Below are 24182 nucleotides of genomic sequence, written 5' to 3'. Positions count from 1 at the left end.
TGCGGTGCGCTGTCCATTCGTCAAAAATGCCATGACGAACGGACAGCGATGACGAGTAGCGCCTAGCGAACCACCAGCGCGTCGTAGCCTTTGAAGCGGTAGTTAATCAGCGAGGCGATCCAGCAGACGATAAACAGCCCGACCACGATAAACCCGGCGTTACCCAGATTGTCGTTCAGCGCTGCCACGCTATTCCACAGCCCGCCCGTGAGGCCAAATTTATCGGCCAGCAGGCCCAGCGCTTCCAGCCCGCCGATAAACAGCGCCACCACCACCGACGTGCCGGTGATGGTGATGTTGTAATAGAGCTTGCGCTGCGGCTTGTTGAAGGCCCAGCCATAGGCACCCACCATAATCAGGTTGTCGAGGGTATCAATCAGCGCCATGCCGCTGGTAAACAGCAGTGGGAACACCATGATCGCCCACACCGACATCCCGCTGGAGGCACCGGCTGCGGAGATCCCCAGCACCCCGATCTCCGTGGCGGTATCAAAGCCCAGACCAAACAGAAAGCCCACCAGATACATATGCCAGCTGCGGGTCACCAGGCGGAACGCCGAGCGGAACAGCCAGTTCATCACCCCGCCGCGGGCAAACGACACCGTTTCCGGCACCTTCTCACCGCGCTTCATTTTATTAAAGCTGCCCCAGACATCGCGCAGGATCACCAGGTTCACCAGCGCCATCGCCAGCAGGAAAAAGGCCGACACCGCCGTGCCGATCATGCCGCCGGTTTCGTGGAACCATTCCATATTGCGGCTGAAGGCCGTGGCGGTCGCCGCGATGGCGATGGAGGCCAGCACCACGATGGTGGAGTGACCCAGCGAGAACCAAGCCCCAATTCCACACGGGCGTTTGCCCTGCTGCATCATCTTGCGGGTAACGTTATCGATGGCGGCGATGTGGTCGGCATCCACCGCATGACGCAGGCCGTAGCACCAGGCCAGCAGGCTGGCCGCCATCAGCGACGGGGTGGTGTGAAAGAGGTAAAACGCCGTCCCCCAGGCGACAACATTGGTGGCGATCAAAGCCAGCATCAGCGCCATGGCTTTAGGGTGGTTATTGAAGTATTTGATAAACATCGTGATATCCCGATTTAAGAAAAAGACGCGGCAGCGATCACCGCCTGTCCAAATGCAATCGCGCCGTCTCCGGCGGGCAGCCGCCCGGGAAACAGCACGGTAAAATCGCTCAGCCAGAAATGCAGACGTTCCCGCAGGAGCCGGTTATGCAGGACCCCGCCGCTGCAAACGACGGTGTCGAGGTTGCGCATCCGGGCATGCGACGCCGCCAGCGTTGCCAGCCCTTTTGCCAGCGCGTCGTGAAACGCCCAGGCGCGTTGTTCGGCACTGGCCTGCCAGCCCAGCCACTGTTGCCAGAACGTCGCCATATCCAGCTCGCCGTCGCGTACCGGCAACGTGACCGGATGGCTGACCGGCCCGCCACGCAGCGCCAGAGCCTCCAGCCGACAGGCGGCCTCCCCCTCGTAGCTGAGCTGCGCCGGGGCGCAGCCTGTTGCGGCGGCCACGGCATCAAACAGCCGTCCGGTGGATGAGGCCGTTGGGCAATTCACCCCCCGCGCGATCGCCCGGGCCAGCGGCTGCCAGGGTTTATCCCGCAGCGCATCGGCCTCGGGCAGGGTCTGCCACTCGGGCACAAACGCCTGCCACTGGGCCAGCAGGTTGCGCCACGGCTGGCGCGCCGCCAGATCGCCGCCGGGCAGCGCCACTGCGGGCAGGCCGCCGAGCCGGTCACTGCGACGGTAGTTGACCCGCAGGCACTCCCCGCCCCACAGTGCGCCGTTTTCCCCCTGGCCGATACCGTCCAGCACCAGGGCGATCACATCCCCACCGTCACGCTGCCAGCCGTGTTCCGCCAGGCAGGCCGCGGCGTGGGCATGGTGATGCAGCACGCGATAGTGCGGATATGACATCTGCTCCCCCAGCAGGGTGGAGCGATAGCCGGGATGGGCATCGGTCACCACCCCCTCCGGGATAAACTGCCAGAGATCCTGCAACGCGTTCAGGGCCTGCTGCCACTGGCCCAGCGCGTCGTCATCCCCCAGATCGCCCAGATGCTGGCTCAGGATCGCCTCCCCGCCGCGCACCAGGCAAAAGGTGTTTTTCAGATCCGCCCCAAGACATAACAGCGACGGCACAGCGTCAAAACCGGGCGGCAACGGCAGCGCATCCGGGACAAAGCCCCGGGAGCGGCGCAGCATTTCCCCGCTGGCGCGCAGCACCGAGTCATCCATGCGCTGGACGATCTCGCGGTTATGCAGCAGCCAGCCGTCAGCAATGCCGGCCAGATCCTGTAATGCCCGGTCGTTGGTCAGCGCAGGCGGGCAGCCGTTGAGATTGCCGGAGGTCATCACCAGCGGACGATCCAGATCCTGCATTAACAGGTGCTGGAGCGGGTTCGCCGCCAGCATCACCCCCACCTCGTTCAGCCCCGGGGCGATGGCCTCGCAGCAGGCCAGGAGCCGCTTATCCACCAGCACAATCGGCGCGGCCGTTGAACGCAGCAGCGCCTGCGCCCCGGCGGGCAGAGTCCGGGCTAATCGCTCGGGGATCATCACCGCCAGCGGCTTCGCCGGACGCTGCTTGCGCTCGCGCAGGCGGTTGACCGCCTGCGCATCGCTGGCATCGCAGGCCAGATGAAAGCCGCCGAGGCCTTTTATCGCCACGATCCCGCCCTGCTTAAGCATCGCTTCCGCGGCCCGCAGGGCGTGGTCTTTCTCTTCCCGCGCTTCGCCGCACACCCAGCTAAGCTGCGGCCCGCAGTCCGGGCAGGCCACCGGCTGGGCGTGAAAGCGCCGGTCGGCCGGATCGCGATACTCCGCTTCGCAGGCCGGACACAGCGCAAACGCCGCCATGGTGGTGGCCGGGCGGTCGTAAGGCATCGCCCGGATAATGGTGAAGCGCGGCCCACAGTGGGTGCAGTTGATAAAGGGATAACGGTAGCGACGCTCGCGCGGATCGTTCATCTCGGCCAGACAGTGCGGGCAGGTCGCTGCATCCGGCACCACCTGGGTGGTCATCTGCCCCTGCTGGCTCGGCAGAATGGTGAACGCCACCGGTAGCGGCGACCAGTGCCACGGCTGCTCGCTGATATCATCAATACGCGCCAGCGGCGGGCCACCGGCGGCCAGCCGGGTGATGAAGTCCTGCGTCTCACCGCTGAGACGCACCACCACGCCTGCCCCGTCGTTGCAGACATCGCCCTTCAACCCCAGTTGCCGGGCCAGTTGCCAGACCCAGGGGCGGAACCCCACCCCCTGGACTTTGCCGCGAATGCGCAGCAGCGTGCCGTTTGTACACATGCGTTAACTCTCTAACGCCTCGCGCAGGCGTTGTTTCATGGCGCTGTAAGTGGTCTGGGCATAGTTTTCGGCCCAGGATTGATCGGCAATGGTGTCGATCTTCACCGCGCAGTATTTGGTTTCGGGGGTTTTCGAGACCGGGTCGAGGTTGTCCTGGGTCAGCTCGTTGCAGGCCCCAATCCACCACTGATAGGTCATGTATACCGCCCCTTCATTGATGCGTTCGTTGACGTCGGCGCGGCTGATCACCTTCCCGCGGCGGGAGCTGACCCACACCAGCTGGCGATCGCGGATGCCGAGCTTTTCCGCATCCTGCGGGTTGATCTGCACAAAGCCCGGCTCATCGGCCAGGGTTTGCAGCGCCGCGCAGTTACCGGTCATTGAACGGCAGGAGTAGTGCCCCACCTCGCGCACGGTGCAGAGCACCAGCGGATAGTCGGCATCCGGCATTTCTGCCGGTTTGCGCCACGGGGCGGCAAACAACTGCCCTTTGCCGCTCGGGGTGTCGAAGCGGTTGTCCGCGTAAAGCCACGGCGTGCCCGGATGATCGAGTGTCGGGCACGGCCACTGGATGTGTCCCATGTCGCCCATTTTTTCGTAGGTCACGCCGTAGAACAGCGGGCAGAGTTCGCGCATCTCGTCCCAGATCTGCTGGTTGTCGCGGTACGCCATCGGGTAGCCCATCGCGGTGGCGATCAGGCTGATGATCTCCCAGTCGCGCTTGACGTTGCCCTTTGGCTCAACGGCTTTTTCAAAGCGCTGGAAACCGCGGTCGGCGCAGGTAAAGACCCCGCCGTGTTCACCCCAGGAGGTGGCGGGCAGCAGCACATCTGCCGCCTCGGCGGTTTTGGTCATAAAGATGTCCTGCACCACCACGAAGTCGAGCGCGTCAAACCCTTTGCGCACCAGGCCCAGATCGGCTTCGGTCTGGAGCGGGTCTTCCCCCATGATGTAATAGGCTTTGACCTTGCCCTCCAGCGCGAGGTGCGGCACTTCGGTGATCCGCACGCCGACCTGGTCATCCATCAGGGCGGGATCGACTCCCCACGCCCGGGCGAATTTCTCGCGTACCTGCGGGTCCGTCACGTTCTGATAGCCGGGGAACTGGTTGGGGATGACCCCCATGTCGCACGCGCCCTGCACGTTATTCTGTCCGCGCACCGGACCAACACCGCAGTGCTCGCGCCCGAGGTTGCCGGTGAGCAGCGCCAGGGTAGAAAGCCCTTTCACCACGTCCACCGCCTGCCCGAACTGGGTGACGCCCATCCCCCACATCACGGTAGCGGACGGCGCGGCGGCGTAGATGCGCATCGCATCACGGATCTCCCGGGCGCTGACGCCGGTAATCTCCTCGACGTTTTCCGGGGCGTACCCGCTGACCGTTTCGCGCAGCACGTCCAGCCCCTCGGTGTAGCGGGCCACGTAGTCGGCGTTATAGAGGTTTTCGTCCAGCAGGGTGTAGATGAAGGCGTTCACCAGCGCCATGTTGCAGCCGTTGTGGATCTGCAGATGCCGGTCGGCAATGCGCGCGGTTTCGATTTTGCGCGGATCGCAGACGATCACCCGCGCGCCGTTCTGTTTCGCTTTGATCACCCGGCGGGCGACGATCGGGTGTGAGTCGGCACAGTTGTAGCCGAAGATCAGCAGACATTTTGAGTTTTCGATATCGCTGATGGAGTTGCTCATCGCCCCGTTGCCCAGCGTCTCCTGCAACCCGGCCACGCTCGGCCCGTGGCAGACGCGGGCGCAGCAGTCAACGTTGTTGGTGTTGAGCACCCCACGGGCAAACTTCTGCATTACGTAGTTGGTTTCATTCCCGGTGCCGCGGGACGAGCCGGTGGTCATGATGGCGCGCGGGCCATAGTTGGCCTTGATTTCGCTCAGGCGACGGGCGGTATAGCGGATGGCCTCCTCCCAGGAGACCGGCACAAACTTGCCGCCTTTCTGGTAGCGGATCATCGGCTGGGTGAGGCGCGGCGTCAGCAGCCGGGTATCGTTGAGAAAATCCCAGCCGTAGTAGCCTTTCAGGCACAGCTGATTCTGGTTGGTAACGCCCTGCGCGCCTTCGGCACGAACAATTTTATTGTTATCGACGACAAGTTTTAATTTACAGCCCGCACCGCAGTACGGGCAGACGCTGGTGATTTTTTTCATCAGTAACAGACCTGCTAAAAGTGAAAAGAAGGCAGAGGCTTACAGCATCTGCGAGGAAAGTGTGTCCATCGCCGCACGGCGGCGTTTTTCCAGACTCAACTGCTCAAGCTTCTGCCTGTCGATACAGACGATGGCATTGGTCGGGCAGGCCTGAATACAGGCGGGGCCGTCCGGCTGGTGGTAGCAGAGGTCGCACTTGTTGGCCTCGGCCTTTTCGGACATCACATTCAGCCCGGCACCGATGCTGCGCACAACCGGACGCAGCACAACTTCCATCGCGCCGTACGGGCAGGCCACCACGCAGGTTTTGCACCCGATGCAGCGCTCCTGGTGGACGTGAACAAAATCGTTATCGCGGGTGATCGCCCCGTTCGGGCAGACGCTGGCGCAGGGGGCGTCTTCACACTGGCGGCACATGGTGGCCGTGGAGACGTTGACGCCTTTGATGACGTGAATGCGCGGCAGGAAGTTCTGCGGGGTTAGCGAGGCGCAGTCCTGGGTGTCGTGGTGCGACACCACGCAGGCCACTTCACAGGTACGACAGCCGATGCATTTGCTGGCATCGGCGATGATGAAACGGTTCATCCTTAATCTCCGGGAATGATGGTTAGCTTGCCGGAGGTATGCATGAATCGGGCCAGAAATTAATATCTTGAAATTAAAAGGTTTTATTTGGAGGGGTGGGTGTCATCGACATAAGTGACGATGACAGTGTTGACGGGTTTGCTGTAGGGGGTGAAAGCGCCGGGAAGATTATTCATTTGAAAAGCGACGTCATTGGCATGGTAGATCGGGCAAGCAAAGCACCCCCAGCATGGCCTTTCTGGAAGGATGCTCGCAAACCTTAAAGTAACCTTATGTAATTCAGGGTTAAGACTTTTAATCCCGAAATCAGGCTCGTAAAGTGACGGCGTTGCGGCACATCCGCAATCGGGCGTAGGAACCCGTGTTCCACATAGCGATATTTATATGTCGCGACAGTGCTTATCCCGTAAAATCACGGTGGCGCTGGCGGAGCAGCCGAAAGGCTGGCCGTTTTCTATGTGGGCGGTATTCCTACCTCCGTCAGCGCTACCCTCCGAGCGTAGGAACTCACTGGGTAGTTAAATGGACTACACGTAGAGGATGTCATGATGACTACTATTTCAACCCTGACTTACCCGCAATCTGACGAACAGATTATTCCCCCTTCCCTGACTATGCCGCTTTCTGCTGCTGCGGATCTCTTCGAGGTCGCCGATCGCTGCGCCGCGCTGGTGAGCGTATTGATTGAAACGGACGACAGAGCCTCCCGCACTACGCTCTGCGAAGGTCTGCTGCACGCGCTGCACCTGCTGCGTGAACGCTGTGATGCTGAACTTCCGCCACACCTTATCGCCCAGTTGATCCAGGGGGAAACGCTTAACTCCTGTATGCCGGACTGCTGGCAGGAGACCGCGCCCCAGGTGGATTATGCGCTGGCTTTGGTGCAGGCAATTCTGGGTGGAACCTTGCCCGCAAGTGTCGAGAAAGAACTGGCGGGGCTGCTGCACGATCTGGTCTGGCTGCTGAATGAGTTTGTGAAGGAGCCGTATATCAGCGTGCATTGAGTGTGAGTGGAAGTTGATGAAGGCTGACTGATTTCAGGTTTGATAAGGGGCTGCGGTTGGCCCCTGGATGGGTTTGGGGATGGGGTTGGAGGGTAGCAATATTCGATTTTTTTATAGGCTGGCAATATCGATTGTTGCATTCATCAGTTGAACTCACAGCCAAAAGCGGACATACGGACAAGTCGCAAGGTCAGCTAAGAGCGAGATGTTGACAGATCGACTAATAACAGATTAATAACCTACTAAATGGGCATACTAAAACATTTGATATTTTATTCAACCAGAGTTAATTATATTGAAGTAAAACACCTCAACTTCATATTAAATATTTATAACATCAATAATTTCTATATCAGAAAGCTGATTAATACATAAAACAGTGCTATTTGGATAGCTTGACTCCAATGCAAGTTCTCTTTGGTGATGGTTTTTTATATAAACATTATGCACAATGACTTTATAATTTAAGTTCTGCTGTATAATACCCATAATAGTACAATCATCTACTCTTATATCTTTTCTTTTTTTTATAGTGATGTCACGTCTCTTGGCTAATACATCATAGTAATTGTCAATGATGCTATCTCTATGCAAATTATAGATCTTTAAACCAGTAATAGTTCTCAAATCTAAAACTACAGAAGGCTCTACTTTAATCTTAACCTTTATTATGCAGATATCATTATGTTTATTTTTATTTTTAGACCATTCAATTGCGTTTTTAAAAGGGTCTGATATACCATCAGTAAAAAAATATACGCCGTGCCCCAACCAATCCTCATTTGATTGACTTAAATTAAACCCATTATTTATTATAGACAGCATAGCACTCACCGTGGTACCATGATAACAGATAAATTCCTTTAAAGTTAACATCTTATGCTCACTTACTATATTGTCATTGCTGCATCAATTATTATACCGTCTATTATACTATATAAAATAAAACCTAAATATATCTATTACTCATTTTTATTCTATAAGAAAAAAATCAGTCAAGATAAGAATTTATTTGGCAATTGCATTCAATATATAGCCACAATTTTTTTGTTTACAGTCCTATATTTTTTTATAGAATACGTTCCATTCTCAGATTTTCTTGGCAAACTCATGCCATTATTGCCCGATTATGTTAGTGCTTTTTTATTATCTTTAAAAGGGAAAGGTGCTTCAATAACAATCATACTGGCATCAATAGAACTTATTATTTTATTGCTTCTATTTTTTATTTTCATGAAGATGCCATTGTCATCAAAAAATAAGATAGTGAATAAGTTGAGTGTGGAAAAAATTATAAGTTATAGAAAAATAAATTTATTCTCATATTTTGGCTCTATAGAAGACACAAGTGATATTCAATTAATTGTAACTTCTGAGAATAGTGATTTAGAATTAGCAAGCTTTTCAAGCACATCAATATCTGGCAGGGTAAGAAATATGGCATCATCAAAGGATGATGTTGGAAATATTATATCTGATCCATTGCATGAAAATATTATTCACTTTAAAGAAAAACACAATAAATATAATGACTTTAATCTGGGCACATGCGTTCCTTCGCAGCCTTTGAGATTACAGAAGCATGGTGTGAAGTTTGTTATTCACGCGGTCGCAATCAAAAAAAACAGAGACAATACTATAAGTTATGATGATCTAGCCATAAAAAAAATAATTTCTTATTCAATAAAAAAATGCATCAACAACTCTTTTGAAAGTATTTTTATTCCTATCTTTGGTATAGGAAGCGCTCAACAAGATCCTACTGATTTAATTAATAAACAGTTAGAATCAATAAAATCCGTCTTAGATGATGAGTTAATGCATACCACATCTAATTTAAGTTTGAATATTTACTTGGGTGTTTATCGCGAATTAGATTGTTTATTTTTAAAAAAATCATCAATAAAAATATTTAGGTAGCATATGATAATTGGATATACATCTGGAATTTTCGATCTATTTCACCAAGGTCACAAAAACTATTTGATGGCTTGCAAAAAATCATGTGACTTTCTAATTGTTGGAGTCGATTCAGATTATAGAGCAAAAATATTAAAAGGTGACAACAGACCTATCGACGATATATTCACTCGTATAAATCATGTTAACGTTTATTGTGATTACGCGTTCGAAAAAATAGAACAATCTGATATATATATCAACAAATATCACCCTGATGTTTTTTTTCGCTCTAGCGATAACATGACAAAAAATCAAAATAAAAGCCACAAAATCATATACATACCTTATACTGACGGAGTGTCTACATCTATGTTAATATCCCAAAGCCTCATATTAAACTGACACCTTATAATATTTTTTATATTTTAATAAAATATTGACCTTTGCGTTTCAGAGACCAGAAAAAACAGATGACTGAAAAGAATAATTCCTGTAGCAATCCCGTAACGCTACTTAAATTTAATGGGCATATGAATAACCACACCAAACTTTTAATTTTATTAGTGGCAGTAACGTCCGCTCTTAGCACAAATCAGCCACCCAACAATAACTCTCCACCTATCCCTCCATATCAAACCTGAACCTCTGACATCCCAAAACACCTCTGAATTCCTAAAGGCTAGAAACTTCGCTTTTAGAGCAGCCAACTTCACCGCCTCACAATACTCTTTGTTGCCTTTACTGGTTGATACCTTCAACGCCGTACCATCCTGCGCAAATTCCATATGCAGCCGGCATTTTTTGCCCTTCCAGCGTTGCGGCTCAGCAATTTTGTCTTCTATTGCAGCCTTAATACCTCGCGCCTGCGCACCCCATTCATCCTGATCCTCCCAGCGGCCAGAACTACAACTTCCTATTGCCGAGGTTTTTTTATATTCCGAAGTCTTTAACGGTGTGCAACCAGCCGCCAGTTGGCCACAACTGCAAACATAAACATCATCCCGGGCATTTCACGTGCTCCGACTCCCTGAACGCTCATTCCCCTGCACCCATTAAAATTCCTGGCGCGTTATTCCCGCATCCTGGATTATCAGACAACGGTAGTTAATTTTTCCCTGCCCAGCACACACAAAAGAGCCCGCATCTCCGCGAACCCTTTCCCCATAACCCCGTTAACCAGAGCGCCTACAACTCCCCAAACACCAGCACCCCATCCCTGTCCACCAGACTTTCATAAACCCTCTCGACGGCAGCTTTCACCTTCTCCGTCATCGGATAATAAAACCCGACAATATCCGGCTGAATGCCTAAGAAGATCACCTCCCCCACATCCCCCTTTAGCTGATCCACCAGGTAGTTCAGCGGCATATTGTGCGTCGTCATCATAAACATCTCGGCGATGTCGTCCGGGTCGATGCGGCGGATCTCGCCGGGGTTTAACCCCATATCCGTCGCATCGACAATCAGCAGCCGCGCCGGGCGCAGCTCGCGGATTGCCACGATGTCGTTTTCCGGGGCGCTGCCGCCGTCGAACACCACCCAGTCACCGCGGGGTGCTTCGCGGCACATCTCGGCCAGCAGCGGACCGGCGCCGTCGTCGCCCATCATGCTGTTGCCGACGCAGAGTAAAACATCAGTCACGTTGCCTCCGAACCATCAGATAGATGGCGTTTTCCTGGTGAATGGCGTGGAGCATGCCAAGCAATGCTTCGCTCCACGCCTGCTGTTGCGCCGTCTGCCGTGCCATCGCGGCATCAAAGGCGCTGGCCAGCATCACAATATGATTAGCGTCGATGACGATCTCCCCGTAGCGCGGCACACCCTCCATTTTGCGCCGCGCCTCGCTGCCTGTTTCCAGGGTGGCGATCCACGCCAGGTAGTCCTCCCATGAACAGGTCAGCGCCGCCTCCAGGCAGTCGATCACCCCCAGATGGTGACCGATGGCCAGTGCGTAGTAGATCACCTGTTGGGCGTCGTCGGGGGTATTGTCATTTTCATCAATGAACTTGCGGCTGAGCTGGCTGAACACCACGGTTTCGCTCATCAGATACGCTCCTGCCCGACCACCTCAAGGAGGTTCGCCACAATCTCATTCAGGCGCGGGTCGTTCTCCTGAGCCAGCCAGGCCGCCACGCTTTTATCTCCATCCACCAGATGGCGCATAAAGTCGTCGGCGATCTGGCGGCCATAGCGGTAACCCGCCAGACGGCGCGCGGCACGGTCGATACGTACCCGCAGGGGCTGAACCATCTCCGGGTGCAGCAGTTCCGCGGGCTGGTTGTCCAGGTTGCCCGGTTCGCGGGCGTGGATTTTTTGCTCCAGCAGCCCCAGCGCCATGGCAAAGCCATACAGGGTGGCGGCAGGCGATGGCGGGCAGCCGGGGATGTACACATCCACTGGCACGATTTTGTCGGTACCGCCCCACACGCAGTAAAGGTCGTGGAAGATGCCGCCGGAGTTGCCGCAGGCCCCGTAGGAGATGCAGATTTTGGGATCCGGGGCCGACTCCCACGCGCGCAGTGCCGGGGAGCGCATCGCGCGGGTGACTGCGCCGGTAAACAGCAGAATGTCGGCGTGGCGCGGAGATGGCACCACTTTGATGCCGAAGCGTTCGGTATCGAAAATCGGCGACAGGGTGGCGAAGATCTCGATCTCGCAGCCGTTGCAGCCGCCGCAGTCCACGCGGTAAACGTAGGCCGAGCGCTTAATTTTTTTCAGCAGCGAGGCCTTCATGCTGGCGATGGACTCATCCACCGTCACCGGCACCGGGATCCCCTGTTCGTTACGTGGGCCTAAGAGTTCGCTCATCGTGTCGCTTCCTTCATCTCGCGGGTCAGATGGATTTTGTCCGAGGGGGTCAGCCCTTGCAGGCGTTTGCAGTCCGGGCAGGTCTCAAAACTTTCCCGGTGACGTTCCGCGCGTTTGTCGCCGTTGTGGCGCAGCAGTTCGATCACGTAGTCGATCTCTTTCTGCACCGCGTACGGGCGCTCGCACACCCGGCAGTGGCAGATGTCGAAGCGCGACTGCTGGAGGAAATCGGCCTTGCTCCACACCGCCAGCTCATACTCCTGCGAGAGTTTGATGGCGGTAGTCGGGCAGACTTCTTCGCAACGTCCGCAGAAGATGCAGCGCCCCAGATTGAACTGCCAGAACAGCTCACCGTTTTTTAAATCGGTCTCCACCGTCAGCGCATTGGACGGACAGGCGTTCACGCAGGCCGCGCAGCCGATACACTGCTTAGGGTCGTGCTCCGGCTTGCCGCGCATATTTTTGTCGACCGCAATCGGCTGGAGGGGATACGACTCCGTCACCGTGCCGGTTTTGATGACTTTTTTGATAAAGGTAAACATGGGTGCTCCGGGTTATTTCAGCGGCGAGTTTTTGCGTTCGATGCTGTAGCGTTCCAGTTCTTTATAAGGAACCACCTTGCTCTTCTTCTTGCGCACGTCCACCACCGTCATGCGGTCGGTGCAGGAGTAGCACGGGTCGAGGCTGCCGATAATCAGCGGCGCATCGGAGACCGTGTTGCCCCGCAACATGTAGCGTAGCGTCGGCCAGTTGGCGTAGGTGGCCGCCCGGCAGCGCCAGCGCCACAGCTTCTGGTTGTCGCCGGTCATGCTCCAGTGGATATCATCCCCGCGCGGCGCTTCGCTAAAGCCCAGCGCAAAACGGTTCGGGATATAGGTAAAGCCTTCCACCATCAGCTCGCCGCCCGGCAGGTTATCCAGACCAAAATCAATCATGTTCAGGGCGGTGAAGACTTCGTTGATGCGCACTTTCAGGCGGGAGATCACGTCGCAGCCCTGCTCGGTGTGGACCTCCATCGGCAGCAGGCCGTACCCGACAAAGGGGTGATCGGCGCGGGTATCGCGGGCGTGGCCGCTGGCGCGTACCATCGGGCCGACGTTGCTGAAGTCGCGGGCGATCTGCGGGTCGAGACGACCCACGCCAACGGTGCGCTGTTCGATGTTTGGCGTGCTCAGCAGGATATCCACCAGATCCTGCACCTCGCGGCGCATCTGCTGGGCCAGCAGGCGGGTGGCAATCATGTCGTCTTTCAGCAGGTCGCGACGGATGCCGCCGATCAGGTTCAGACCGTAGGTTTTACGCGCCCCGGTGAGGATCTCCGCCATCTTCATCGAGGTCTCACGCACGCGGAAGAACTGCATAAAACCGGAGTCGAAGCCGACAAAGTGGCAGGCCAGGCCGAGGTTCAGCAGGTGCGAGTGCAGGCGTTCCACCTCCAGCAGGATGGCGCGGATCATCTGGGCGCGTTCCGGCACCACGATCCCCATCGCATTCTCCACCGAGGTGGTGTATGCCGTGCTGTGGGCAAAGCCGCAGATACCGCACACGCGATCCGACAGGAAGGTGACTTCGTTGTAGCCCATGCGGGTTTCGGCCAGCTTCTCCATGCCGCGATGGACGTAGAACAGGCGGTAGTCGGCGTCGATGATGTTCTCGCCGTCAACGAACAGACGGAAGTGGCCTGGTTCATCCGAGGTGACGTGCAGCGGGCCAATCGGCACCACGTTGTTTTTCTTATCCCCGAGTTCGTTGATGAACTCGTAGGTCTCTTTGTCGGTGGTCGGGGCCGGACGCTGACGGTAATCCATGCTGTCTTTACGCAGCGGATAGAGTTCGTCCGGCCAGTCATCCGGCAGCACCAGACGGCGCTCGTCCGGCAGGCCGACCGGGATCAGGCCGTACATGTCGCGCACTTCGCGCTCGCCCCATACCGCAGCAGGTACGCGCGGGGTAACGGACGGGAACTCTGGCTTATCGGCGTCCACTTCCACACGCACGGTGAGCCAGCAGCGGGTGCCCTGCTCCATCGACAGCACGTAGTACACGGCATAGCTGCCGCAGAGCTGGCGTTCGTCATTGCCAAACAGTACCGACAGCCAGCCGCCCTGCTTGTAGTACAGGAACTCGACCACTTCCGGCAGGTAGTTCACTTTCACCGTCACGGTGATTTGGTCTTTGGTCTGCCAGGCTTCATCCAGCACCACGCCAGGGAAGGCCTGATGCAGGGCGGCAAGATAGTGTTGACCAACTTTTTCTTCAGACATGGGTATTCTCTACAGTCACGCCGCCAGCAAGGAGACGAAAGCTAAAAATGCCAGACCAAAACCGGTCCAGGTAATCCGGGAGGTGGCGTTAAAGCGCAGACGCGCCATGCTGTTCTCGAACAGCGCAATCACCAGTACGCCCGCCACCAGCTTGATCGCTGCGATGACCAGCGCCAGCAGCAGACCGCCTGCGGAGAAGTGCGTCATCTGCCCCCAGGGGATAAACACCCCGACGAACATCTGCAGCACCACCAGCTGTTTCAGGCTGATGCCCCACTTGAGCAGCGCAAAACCCGCGCCGCTGTATTCCGACAGCGGGCCTTCCTGTAGCTCCTGCTCGGCTTCGGCGAGGTCAAACGGCAGCTTGCCCATCTCGATAAAGGTGGCGAAAGCGCAGGCGCACATCGCCAGAATCAGCGTCAGGCTGTGCGCCACCGGCCAGTGATAAATCGTCGCGGTCACCGCGCTGATGTGGGTCGTGCCTGCCACCTGGGCGGCGACCCACAGACTCAGCAACAGGATCGGCTCCACCAGCACGCCGAGCATCGCTTCACGACTCGCGCCAATCCCGGTGAACGGGCTGCCGGTGTCCAGCCCGGCAATGGCGAAGAAGAAGCGTGCAATGGCAAAGAGGTAGATCAGGGTGATCAGATCCCCCAGCGCAGGCAGTGGAGAGTTAAGGGTGATTACCGGCAGCGCGGTGGCAATGGCGAGCATCACCGCCACCATCACAAAGGGCATCAGACGGAAGACCCAGCCGGAGGCCGCCGGGGCCACGCTCTGGCGGCCCAGCAGTTTGATCAGATCCCGGTACTCCTGGAAGATATCCGGCCCGCGACGGGTATGCAGACGGGCACGCGCCACGCGGGTAATGCCCGCCAGCAGCGGCGCCATGGCAAACAGCACCAGCGCCTGAAGCAATGCATAAATGAGGGTCATGTTCAGGCTCCTCGGGAGATAACGACAACCACCAGCACCGCCAGCTCAATCAGGGCGATACGGTGGAACAACACGGCGGTGCTGCTGCACTGCCAGCCGGGGATAAAGCGGACCGGGTTAAGCCACTTGCGCAGCTTCAGCACCGGGGCAAAGGACTCTTTCACCGGCATCGCAAAGCCGTGGGCGGTGATGACCATCGCAGCTTCGTGATCGTAACCGCAGACCCAGGCAAAGCCGCGGGAGCGGTTCGGCAGGCGATCGCCTTTGCAGAGCACCATCAGGATGAACGGCAGCAGCAGACCGGCGAGCAGCAGGAGGGTAATCATCGGCTGCGACACCGTGGAGATCTCGCCGCCGCTCACCGGGAACAGCTGGCTTACGATGGGCAGGAACCAGGGGGTCGCCACGCCGCCCGCCACACAGCACAACGCCGCCAGCACGGTGCTGGCGGTCATCAGCCAGGGCGCGCAGCAGGCGTTTTCCGCCTCCCTGGTGCGCGGTGCGCCCAGGAAGGTGACGCCATAGACTTTCGCCATACACATCACCGCCAGCGCGCCGGTGATCGCCAGGCCGGTCGCCAGCAGCGGCCCCAGCAGGCGGGCGATAAAGGCGTCGTGGGTACCGAGGTTAAAGAAGGACTGATAGATCACCCACTCCCCGGCAAAACCGTTCAGCGGCGGCAGGGCCGCCATCGCCATCAGCCCCACCAGCATCGCCAGCGAGATGAGCGGCATTTTTTTGCCGATGCCGCCCAGCTTCTCGATATCGCGATGGCCGGTGCGATACCACACCGCGCCCGCGCCGAGGAACAGCGTGGTTTTAAACAGCCCGTGGCTAACCAGATGGTAGAGACCGCCGGTGAAGCCCAGCGCAATCAGCAGATTGCTGTGCAGCGCAATACCGGTGACGCCCGCCCCGAGGCCGAGCAGGATAATGCCGATGTTTTCCAGGGTGTGGTACGCCAGCAGGCGCTGGATGTTGTGCTCCATCAGGGCATACAGCCCGCCGATAAAGGCGGTGAGCATCCCCATCACCAGCAGCAGCACACCCAGCCACAGCGGAGGCAGCGCGCCACTGAGGGAAACGGTGAGCATGCCGTAGAGACCGACCTTCATTACCACCGTTGAGAACAGCGCGGCAGCGGGGGCGCTGGCATTGGCATGCGCCTGCGGTGCCCAGCCGTGCAGCGGGATCACCCCGGCCAGCAGGCCAAATCCCGCCAGCCCTGGTAGCCAGATGCTGGCCCCCGGTGCCTGCGCGGTTGCCAGCGCACTCATCGCCCCAAAGTTCAGGGTGCCGTAGTAACTCCAAGCCTGCCAGCAGGCGATGGCGAGCAGGATCGTTCCCAGACGGCCCAGCACAAACCACAGCTTGCCGGACTGGGCGCAGCCGGTGAGAAACGCGCCACACAGGGCCATCACTTCCGCCATCACCACCAGCCAGCCGAGGTTATCGACCATAATGGCGGCCACGGCGGCGGCCATCAGCAGGTTGGCCAGCAGACCGTTGGCTTTCGCCTGCGGGTGGCGGTGCCAGGCAATGGTATACAGGCTGACCAGGCACGCTGGCAGGCCAATGGCGATAAGCCATATCGCGCGGATACCGGTCATCTGCATGCCGATGTGCAGCCAGGCCATCTCTGCGTACAGCGGCCCGGTTTGCGAAGCGATCAGCGCGATCGCCCCTGCCCCCACCGCCATGGCGCTGGCCATCGCCCCACCGACCCCGGCAATAGCGCCGCTAAGCGGCTTGTGGGCACAAACCACCCACGCCAGCACGGCGCTTATCACATAGATGCCCAGCGCCGGGTTAATTAACGAAAAGGCGTTCATCAAAGCTCTCCTTGTTGCGACTGGAACAGCGACAGATCGCCCAGATCCGTATGCAGGGTGAGTTCGCGCTTGTTCCGGCTGGCGCGCGCGATGTCCTCGTTATTAATCAGACGCAGGGATTTGGTCGGGCAGGTGCGCACGCACGCCGGGCCGTCGGGGTCGAAGTAGCACAGGTCGCACTTCACCCCGATGGCGCGCACGCCGGGCACCCAGTCTAGGAACGGGCTGACGCGGGCGGGTGCCGGAGCGGCCATCGGTGCCTTGCTGGTATTACAGTTGGCAGGAATGGCCCGCGGGCGGCTCCCGGCAAACTCGACGGCGCCAAACGGGCAGGCAATACCGCACAGCTTGCAGCTGACGCACAGGCTTTCATTGAGCTGGATGGCACCGTCAATCCGGGTGATGGCATTGACCGGGCACACCTGGGCGCAGGGGGCGTCTTCGCAGTGATGGCAAAGCTGCGGCGCAGAGTCGGTGTTGTTACGCATCACTTTCAGTCGCGGCTGGCTTTGCAGGCCATGCTGGCGATGGTTTTCTGAGCAGGCTGCTTCACAGGTATGGCACCCGATACACAGCGTGGGATCAGCAATTACAAAACGATTCACCTGGTTTCCTCTGGTGATAGTCATTTTTGACGAAAAATGGCGGAAGTGTCATTTTCGACACCTGACGACATCGCATTCAGACGGCGGCGTGGTGCTGCGCGAGTGTCGCCAGCGTCAGCGATTCGCCGCGTTCGGTTGCGGCGTACAGCGCGGCATAGACCCCGTTGATTTTCTCGAGGAAATGGTCGAGCACCGCCTCGCGCTGGTCGATGGCGATGGTGCCGTCCAGCATCCCGTCGTTGCTCAGTCGGGCACGGCCAATCAGCACGCTCTCCTCGTTGTCACGCGCTTCGATGGTGTAATTGAAGATATGCCCGTTAAACGCCTGCTCAGGCGTCACGCGGATAAGGAAGTGGTCGAACAGCCAGAAACCAAGCCCGCTGTCGTTATTGCAGCCCACACTCAGGTAGAGACTGGCTTTAGAAAGGGTAATGGCCTGAACCAGGGAGTTGCCGTAATGGTTCCAGTGGGCGCGGAGCGTCCGCTGTTGTCCGGCAATAAAATGGGCTTTTTCGCTCAATTCGGTAAGTGTCATGGTGATATACCTGATGCGTCCTGTATAAAGAGTTCGCTTCAATAAGCACATTTCATGCCATTTTTTAAATTGCTGATTTAAAACATATTTAAATTTTAAAGCCCGCCACATCACAGAAAATGACATGTCATTTCGTCATCTTTGTCAGGCCCGTGATTACTTTCCGCTTTTCCCTCTCTAAAAGATGGCATCAATATTGCTTTACCCGGCAAGACTCCACCGGGAATAGCACAATGCACGAAATTACCCTCTGCCAGCAGGCGCTGGAATTGATCGAACAACAGGCCCATCAGCATCACGCGAAACGGGTGACGGATGTCTGGCTGCGCGTCGGCGCTTTTTCCTGTGTGGAAAGCAGCGCGCTGCAATTTTGCTTTGAGCTGGTGTGCCGCGGCACCCTGGCCGAAGGCTGCGGGCTGCATCTGGAAGAACAGCAAGCGGAATGCTGGTGTCAGGACTGTCAGGAGTACGTCCAGTTGCTTACCCATCGCGTACGACGCTGCCCGCAATGCGGCGGCGCAAGTCTGAATATCGTCGCTGACGACGGACTGCATATCACGCGTCTGGAAATTGAACAGGAGTAAACCATGTGTACCACCTGCGGTTGCGATAGCGGCAACCTCTATATAGAAGGTGACGAGCGGAATGCGCATTCCGCTTTTCGCAGCGCCCCTTTCTCCCCGGCACCACGTCAGGCGTTTCACGTCACGCGGATTGGCGGCGGGGACTTTGCCCCCACAGAACAGCAGCCGGGCCAGCTGGATTACGGCCAGGGAGTCGCGGGCACCCATGCGCCGGGCCTGAGCCAGCGTAAAATGGTTGAGATTGAAATCGACGTGCTGAGCAAAAATAATCAGCTCGCCCAACGCAACCGCCAGCGGTTCAGCGCCCGGCAACAACTGGCGCTGAATCTGGTCTCCAGCCCCGGGTCCGGTAAAACCACCCTGCTCACCGAGACCTTAAAGCGCTTACAGCATCGCGTGTCCTGCGCAGTGATCGAAGGCGATCAGCAGACCGTGAATGACGCCGAGCGGATCCGCGCCACCGGCACCCCGGCGATCCAGGTCAACACCGGCAAAGGCTGTCACCTGGACGCACAGATGATCCATGATGCGATGCAGCGCCTGCCGCTGGACGACGGCGGCATTATGTTTATCGAGAACGTCGGCAATCTGGTCTGCCCGGCCAGCTTCGATCTTGGTGAACGCCACAAGGTGGCGGTGCTCTCCGTCACTGAGGGCGAGGATAAACCGCTGAAATACCCGCACATGTTTGCCGCAGCCTCCATCATGCTGCTCAATAAAGTTGACCTGCTGCCGTATCTTAACTTTGACGTGGATAAATGCCTCGCCGCCGCGCGGGAAGTGAACCCGGATATTGCGATCCTGCTGGTCTCTGCCACGCGGGGGGACGGCATGGACGCCTGGCTTAACTGGCTGGAGACGCAGCGATGTGCATAGGCGTTCCCGGTAAAATCAGCGCCATCGCAGACGGTATGCAGGCCAGAGTGGAGGTCTGCGGCGTGCTGCGCGATGTGGATCTCACCCTGGTCGGCGCGTGCGATGAAAACGGCAACAGCCGTCTCGGCCAGTGGGTGCTGGTGCATGTTGGCTTCGCCATGAGCGTGATTAATGAAGAGGAGGCGCTGGACACCCTCGCCGCGCTACAGAATATGTTTGACGTCGAGCCGGACGTCGGCCCGCTGCTGTTCGGCGAGGAGGCCCGCTGATGCGTTTTGTTGACGAATACCGCGACCCGCAAAAGGTGATGCGCCTGATTGAGACGCTTAACGCCCGCGCCAACGCTTTGCCTTATACCCCGCAGCGCCCGCTGCGGATTATGGAGGTGTGCGGCGGCCACACTCACGCCATCTTCAAGTTCGGCCTGGATCAGCTCCTGCCGGAGAATATCGAGTTTATTCACGGCCCCGGCTGCCCGGTGTGCGTCCTGCCGATGGGGCGGATCGACACCTGCATTGAGATCGCCAGCCACCCGGAGGTGATCTTCTGTACCTTCGGCGATGCAATGCGGGTGCCGGGTAAAGACGGCTCTCTGCTGGATGCCCGGATGCGCGGCGCGGATGTGCGGATTATCTACTCCCCTGCCGACGCGCTGAAGCTGGCCCAGCAACACCCGGAACGTAAAGTGGTGTTCTTCGGCCTTGGGTTCGAAACCACCATGCCCGCCACCGCCCTGACCCTGCGTCAGGCGAAAGCGGCCAACGTGCAGAACTTCTTCTTTTTCTGCCAGCACATCACCCTAATCCCGGTGCTGAAAAGCCTGCTGGAACAGCCGGAGAATGGTATCGACGCCTTTCTGGCCCCCGGCCACGTCAGCATGGTGATTGGTACCCACGCCTACGATTTTATCGCAGATGAATATCAGCGCCCGCTGGTGGTAGCCGGGTTTGAACCGGTGGATCTGTTGCAAGGGGTGTTAATGCTGGTTGAGCAGAAAATCGCGGGCGTGAGCGAGGTAGAAAATCAGTATCGCCGCATCGTGCCGGAAGAGGGCAACCCGCTGGCGCAGGCGGTTATCGACAAGGTGTTTACCATCGAAGGCGAAAGCGAATGGCGCGGGCTGGGGGTAATTGATCACTCCGGCGTGCATCTCACCGACGCGTATCGCCAGTTTGACGCCGAGCGCCACTTCAGCACCCGCGCACAAGACATCTGCGACGATCCTCAGGCACGCTGCGGCGCGGTGTTGACCGGGCGCTGCAAACCGGCCCAGTGTCCGTTATTTGGTAATAAATGCACGCCGCAAAGCGCCTTTGGCGCGCTGATGGTGTCATCAGAAGGGGCGTGTAGCGCCTGGTATCAGTACCGTTCTCAGGAGTGTGAAAGTTGAAACAGATAACCCTCGCCCACGGGAGCGGTGGACAGGCCATGCAGCAGCTGATCGGTGAGCTTTTTATGCGCGCCTTCGCCAACCCGCTTTTGAACGAGCAGGAAGATCAGGCCCGCATTCCCCTTCAGGAACTGACCGCCCAGGGCGATCGGCTGGCCTTTTCCACGGACAGCTACGTTATTGACCCGCTGTTTTTCCCCGGCGGCGATATTGGCAAGTTGGCTGTCTGCGGGACAGCTAACGATGTGGCCGTCAGCGGCGCAATTCCGCGCTGGCTCTCCTGCGGCTTTATTCTGGAGGAGGGGCTGGAGATGGCGACGCTGGAACGCATCGTCGCCAGCATGGCCGCGACAGCCGCGGCGGCGGGTATTACCATCGTGACCGGCGATACCAAAGTCGTCCCCCGTGGGGCGGCGGATAAAGTGTTTATTAACACCGCCGGTATCGGTTCGATTCCCGCAGGCGTAAACTGGGGCATGCGCCAGATTGCGGCGGGCGATGTGCTGCTGGTCAGCGGCACGCTGGGGGATCATGGTGCCACCATCCTGAATCTGCGTGAAGGTTTAGGTCTGGATGGCGATCTGCACAGTGACTGCGCCGTACTGACGCCGCTCATTCAGGCGCTTCGGGCAGAGCCGGGCATTAAAGCCCTGCGCGATGCGACCCGCGGCGGTGTGAATGCCGTCGCCCATGAGTTTGCCGCCAGCAGCGGCTGTGGCATTGAATTACAGGAGAGCGCCCTGCCCGTGAAGCCCGCCGTGCGCGGCGCGTGCGAGTTGCTGGGACTGGATCCGCTCAACTTTGCCAACGAAGGCAAGCTGGTGATTGCCGTCGGACGCCATGAAGCGGAGCGCGTGCTAGGCTTAGTACGTCAGCATCCTCTGGGCCAGGACGCGGCCATCATTGGCGAGGTGGTAGAGCGCAAAGGCGTCCGGCTTGCCGGGCTTTACGGCGTGAAGCGAACCCTGAATTTGCCGCATGCCGAACCGCTACCGCGCATTTGTTGACCCCGGCAGCACCTATTCGCTTCTCATTTTTCTGGATATAACGCATGTCGTATACACCCACGAACGATCCCCTCGATCAAGGATTGTTCGATATTACCCGAACCCTGCTGCAACAGCCGGATCTCTGCGCCCTCGCGCGGTCACTGGCCTGGCATGCCCGGCAGATGAACCTGGCCGATCGCGCGAACATTCTGCTCTGGCAGCCAGAGCAGCGTCGCGTGTATCTGTACAGCACCGACGAGCAGGATCGGGATATCCGCTATGAAGATGAGCCGCTGCTGGCGAACGGGCCTTTTCGCCGCATGCTGTCGCGCCCGGACGTGCTGCACTGCCAGGCAGAGACCTTTAAAGAGACCTGGCCGGCGCTGGCCCGCCTGGATCTGTACGCCCCCCTGGCCCACTATTGCCTGACGCCGCTGGCGGCCGACGGTCGGATCTTTGGTGGCTGCGAGTTCCTGCGTAACAACGATCGTCCCTGGAGCGACAGCGACTTTTCCCGGCTGCAAACGCTGACCCAGGCGGCGGGCCTGGCAGTCGAGCAGCTGATGGCCCGCCAGAATAGCAGCGACAGCTATGAGGTGCTGTGCCGGGAACGCAACGACTTTCGTCTGCTGGTTGCCATCACTAACGCGGTGCTGTCTAAACTCGACCTCGACGAGCTGGTGACGGAGGTTTCCCGGGAGATCCAGCGCAACTTCGGCATTGATTCCATCAGCATGGTGTTGCGCAGCGAGCGCAAGGGCAAGCTCCTCGTCTATTCCACCCATTACCTGGATAAAAACGCCCCGCTGTACGATCAGAGCGAGGTGGACGAGAAAGGCACGCTGTCTGAAAAAGTCATGCGTAACAAAAAGATGCTGATGCTTAATCTGCACAGCCGGGATCAGCACGCCCCTTACGAACGCATGCTGTTTGATATGTGGGGCGAACAGGATCAGACCCTGTGCCTGTTCCCGCTGATCTTCCGCGAGCGGATCCTCGGCACCCTGAAGCTGGCGCAGTGCAAGGCGCAGGTGTTTACGGCTTCGAATCTGGAACTGCTGAACCAGATTGCCGAACGCATCGCCATTGCCGTGGATAACGCCCTCTCCTACCGCGAAATCAGCCATCTTAAGGAGCGGCTGATCGACGAGAACCTCGCCCTCACCGAGCAGATCAATAACGTCGCCACCGATTTTGGCGAAATTATTGGCCGCAGCTCGCCGATGATGACGGTGATGAAGCAGGTGGAGATGGTCGCGCACAGCAACAGTACGGTGCTGATACTGGGCGAGACCGGCACCGGCAAGGAGCTGATTGCCCGCGCCATTCATAACCTGAGCGGGCGTAGCGATCGCCGGATGGTGAAGATGAACTGCGCGGCAATGCCCGCCGGGCTGCTGGAAAGCGATCTGTTCGGCCACGAGCGCGGTGCCTTTACCGGTGCCAGTGCCCAGCATATTGGCCGCTTTGAACTGGCGGACAAAAGCACGCTGTTTCTCGATGAAGTGGGGGATATGCCGTTAGAGCTTCAGCCCAAGCTGCTGCGTGTGCTCCAGGAGCAGGAGTTCGAGCGGCTCGGCAGCAACCGCACCATCCACACCGACGTGCGCCTTATTGCCGCAACTAACCGCGACTTAACGCAAATGGTCGCCGATCGTGAGTTTCGCAGCGACCTTTACTACCGGCTCAACGTGTTCCCGATCTTCCTGCCGCCGCTGCGGGAACGCCCGGAAGATATCCCGCTGCTGGTGAAGTCGTTCACCTCCAAAATTGCTCACCGCTTAGGGCGCAATATCGACAGCATCCCGGCGGATACGCTGCGTCAGCTCAGCAAGATGGAGTGGCCAGGCAACGTGCGCGAGCTGGAAAACGTGATTGAGCGCGCCGTGTTGCTCACCCGCGGTAATGTCCTGCAACTGTCACTACCGGATATCGATTACCCCCGGTTTGTCAGCGCTACGCCGCCGGAGACGGCAGTCAGTACGCTTCGTGAAGGCGAAGAGGAATATCAACACATTATGCGCGTACTGAAAGAGACCAACGGTGTGATCGCCGGGCCAAGAGGGGCGGCCCAACGCCTGGGCCTGAAGCGCACCACACTTCTGTCGCGCATGAAGCGTCTGGGCATTGATAAGAACGATCTTTTGTAAGGCGCAGGGGGGGGAATATCACCGGCATGAGAGCAATATTATTCTCATGATTTTGGGGTGATATTTTCCGGCCCTCACCGGCATCATTCTCCTGTCATATTCTTCTGCATTTTTGTTCTCTCTTCGCGAATTTCTCCTCAATAAGACATTTCTCAAGAAAAACTCATACCGCCCCCAGCCCTTATCTCATGGGAAATTGCGCCGGTTCGCGCGCGGCAAAAATCATGCCACAAGCCAATTCAG

General features: G+C 57.6%; 23 protein-coding genes and 1 pseudogene. 9 read left to right on the top strand and 15 right to left on the bottom strand.

Annotated features, from left to right (window positions below; translation table 11 throughout):
• Window positions 1–62: 62 nt before the first annotated feature.
• The 4 genes from C3F35_RS16900 to hydN are packed head-to-tail and all read right to left on the bottom strand — an operon-like array spanning window position 63 to window position 6061.
• Window positions 63–1082, bottom strand: a complete 1020-nt coding sequence (locus C3F35_RS16900) for a HoxN/HupN/NixA family nickel/cobalt transporter (protein WP_103792526.1) — start codon at window positions 1080–1082, stop codon at window positions 63–65.
• 14 nt (window positions 1083–1096) lie between these two features.
• Window positions 1097–3322 (bottom strand): carbamoyltransferase HypF, encoded by a 2226-nt coding sequence (gene hypF, locus C3F35_RS16895; RefSeq protein ID WP_103792527.1) that lies wholly within the window; start codon window positions 3320–3322, stop codon window positions 1097–1099.
• Between the two features lie 3 nt (window positions 3323–3325).
• Entirely contained in the window at window positions 3326–5476 is a 2151-nt protein-coding gene (gene fdhF, locus C3F35_RS16890; protein ID WP_103792528.1) for a formate dehydrogenase subunit alpha, read from the bottom strand.
• Window positions 5477–5515: 39 nt separating this feature from the next.
• Window positions 5516–6061, bottom strand: coding sequence for an electron transport protein HydN (hydN, locus tag C3F35_RS16885; protein ID WP_032613517.1), 546 nt, complete (start codon window positions 6059–6061; stop codon window positions 5516–5518).
• 548 nt (window positions 6062–6609) lie between these two features.
• Here hydN and C3F35_RS16880 point away from each other — a divergent pair.
• Window positions 6610–7065: a hypothetical protein gene (locus tag C3F35_RS16880; protein ID WP_103792529.1), complete on the top strand. Its 456-nt coding sequence runs from the start codon at window positions 6610–6612 to the stop codon at window positions 7063–7065.
• 321 nt (window positions 7066–7386) lie between these two features.
• Here the strand turns inward: C3F35_RS16880 and C3F35_RS16875 are convergent, their stop codons facing one another.
• Window positions 7387–7941: a hypothetical protein gene (locus C3F35_RS16875; RefSeq protein ID WP_146054041.1), complete on the bottom strand. Its 555-nt coding sequence runs from the start codon at window positions 7939–7941 to the stop codon at window positions 7387–7389.
• A gap of 234 nt (window positions 7942–8175) precedes the next feature.
• On the opposite strand from C3F35_RS16875, the gene C3F35_RS16870 reads away from it, so the two are divergent.
• The gene (locus C3F35_RS16870; RefSeq protein ID WP_146054042.1) at window positions 8176–8985 is read left to right on the top strand and encodes a hypothetical protein; all 810 of its coding nucleotides are present in this window, start codon (window positions 8176–8178) and stop codon (window positions 8983–8985) included.
• Window positions 8986–8988: 3 nt separating this feature from the next.
• Window positions 8989–9369: an adenylyltransferase/cytidyltransferase family protein gene (locus C3F35_RS27375; protein ID WP_103792532.1), complete on the top strand. Its 381-nt coding sequence runs from the start codon at window positions 8989–8991 to the stop codon at window positions 9367–9369.
• 221 nt (window positions 9370–9590) lie between these two features.
• Here the strand turns inward: C3F35_RS27375 and C3F35_RS16860 are convergent.
• From C3F35_RS16860 to C3F35_RS16815, 10 genes and pseudogenes are all read right to left on the bottom strand, one after another.
• A pseudogene (locus tag C3F35_RS16860) lies at window positions 9591–9938 on the bottom strand (cell envelope integrity TolA C-terminal domain-containing protein); the annotation flags it as partial.
• A gap of 214 nt (window positions 9939–10152) precedes the next feature.
• Window positions 10153–10608, bottom strand: a complete 456-nt coding sequence (gene hycI, locus C3F35_RS16855; protein ID WP_103792534.1) for a hydrogenase maturation peptidase HycI — start codon at window positions 10606–10608, stop codon at window positions 10153–10155.
• Entirely contained in the window at window positions 10601–11011 is a 411-nt protein-coding gene (locus C3F35_RS16850; RefSeq protein WP_103792535.1) for a formate hydrogenlyase maturation HycH family protein, read from the bottom strand. Before C3F35_RS16850 ends, hycI begins: the two co-directional genes overlap by 8 nt.
• Complete coding sequence (nuoB, locus tag C3F35_RS16845) at window positions 11011–11775, bottom strand: NADH-quinone oxidoreductase subunit B family protein (RefSeq protein ID WP_103792536.1); 765 nt, start codon at window positions 11773–11775, stop codon at window positions 11011–11013. The genes C3F35_RS16850 and nuoB overlap by 1 nt, the downstream gene beginning before the upstream one ends.
• Entirely contained in the window at window positions 11772–12317 is a 546-nt protein-coding gene (locus tag C3F35_RS16840; protein WP_103792537.1) for a formate hydrogenlyase complex iron-sulfur subunit, read from the bottom strand. The genes nuoB and C3F35_RS16840 overlap by 4 nt, the downstream gene beginning before the upstream one ends.
• A gap of 12 nt (window positions 12318–12329) precedes the next feature.
• Window positions 12330–14039 (bottom strand): formate hydrogenlyase subunit HycE, encoded by a 1710-nt coding sequence (gene hycE, locus C3F35_RS16835; protein ID WP_077226166.1) that lies wholly within the window; start codon window positions 14037–14039, stop codon window positions 12330–12332.
• Between the two features lie 15 nt (window positions 14040–14054).
• Window positions 14055–14978: a respiratory chain complex I subunit 1 family protein gene (locus tag C3F35_RS16830; protein WP_103792538.1), complete on the bottom strand. Its 924-nt coding sequence runs from the start codon at window positions 14976–14978 to the stop codon at window positions 14055–14057.
• A 2-nt stretch (window positions 14979–14980) separates the two neighbouring features.
• A complete protein-coding gene (hycC, locus tag C3F35_RS16825; RefSeq protein ID WP_103792539.1) occupies window positions 14981–16810 on the bottom strand; it encodes a formate hydrogenlyase subunit 3 in 1830 nt (609 codons plus the stop codon).
• Window positions 16810–17415 (bottom strand): 4Fe-4S dicluster domain-containing protein, encoded by a 606-nt coding sequence (locus C3F35_RS16820; protein ID WP_032613540.1) that lies wholly within the window; start codon window positions 17413–17415, stop codon window positions 16810–16812. Before C3F35_RS16820 ends, hycC begins: the two co-directional genes overlap by 1 nt.
• Window positions 17416–17491: 76 nt before the next feature.
• On the bottom strand, window positions 17492–17950 hold the full coding sequence (locus C3F35_RS16815) for a transcriptional regulator (protein WP_103792540.1): 459 nt from the start codon (window positions 17948–17950) through the stop codon (window positions 17492–17494).
• 233 nt (window positions 17951–18183) lie between these two features.
• On the opposite strand from C3F35_RS16815, the gene hypA reads away from it, so the two are divergent.
• Genes hypA through flhA form a run of 6 tightly spaced genes read left to right on the top strand, consistent with a single transcriptional unit; the run spans window position 18184 to window position 23939 of the window.
• Window positions 18184–18534, top strand: coding sequence for a hydrogenase maturation nickel metallochaperone HypA (gene hypA / locus C3F35_RS16810; RefSeq protein WP_032613544.1), 351 nt, complete (start codon window positions 18184–18186; stop codon window positions 18532–18534).
• A 3-nt stretch (window positions 18535–18537) separates the two neighbouring features.
• Complete coding sequence (gene hypB / locus C3F35_RS16805) at window positions 18538–19410, top strand: hydrogenase nickel incorporation protein HypB (RefSeq protein WP_077226162.1); 873 nt, start codon at window positions 18538–18540, stop codon at window positions 19408–19410.
• A complete protein-coding gene (locus C3F35_RS16800; protein ID WP_103792541.1) occupies window positions 19401–19679 on the top strand; it encodes a HypC/HybG/HupF family hydrogenase formation chaperone in 279 nt (92 codons plus the stop codon). Before hypB ends, C3F35_RS16800 begins: the two co-directional genes overlap by 10 nt.
• A complete protein-coding gene (gene hypD, locus C3F35_RS16795; protein ID WP_103792542.1) occupies window positions 19679–20800 on the top strand; it encodes a hydrogenase formation protein HypD in 1122 nt (373 codons plus the stop codon). Before C3F35_RS16800 ends, hypD begins: the two co-directional genes overlap by 1 nt.
• The gene (gene hypE / locus C3F35_RS16790; protein ID WP_032613552.1) at window positions 20797–21807 is read left to right on the top strand and encodes a hydrogenase expression/formation protein HypE; all 1011 of its coding nucleotides are present in this window, start codon (window positions 20797–20799) and stop codon (window positions 21805–21807) included. Before hypD ends, hypE begins: the two co-directional genes overlap by 4 nt.
• A gap of 44 nt (window positions 21808–21851) precedes the next feature.
• Window positions 21852–23939, top strand: coding sequence for a formate hydrogenlyase transcriptional activator FlhA (gene flhA, locus C3F35_RS16785; RefSeq protein ID WP_059307312.1), 2088 nt, complete (start codon window positions 21852–21854; stop codon window positions 23937–23939).
• The last annotated feature ends 243 nt before the right edge of the window (window positions 23940–24182 follow it).

It is taken from the genome of Leclercia sp. LSNIH3, assembly GCF_002935105.1.
Lineage (GTDB): Bacteria > Pseudomonadota > Gammaproteobacteria > Enterobacterales > Enterobacteriaceae > Enterobacter > Enterobacter adecarboxylatus.
The sequence above is the reverse complement of the archived record's forward strand: the minus strand, read 5'-3'. Positions and strand labels throughout refer to the sequence as shown.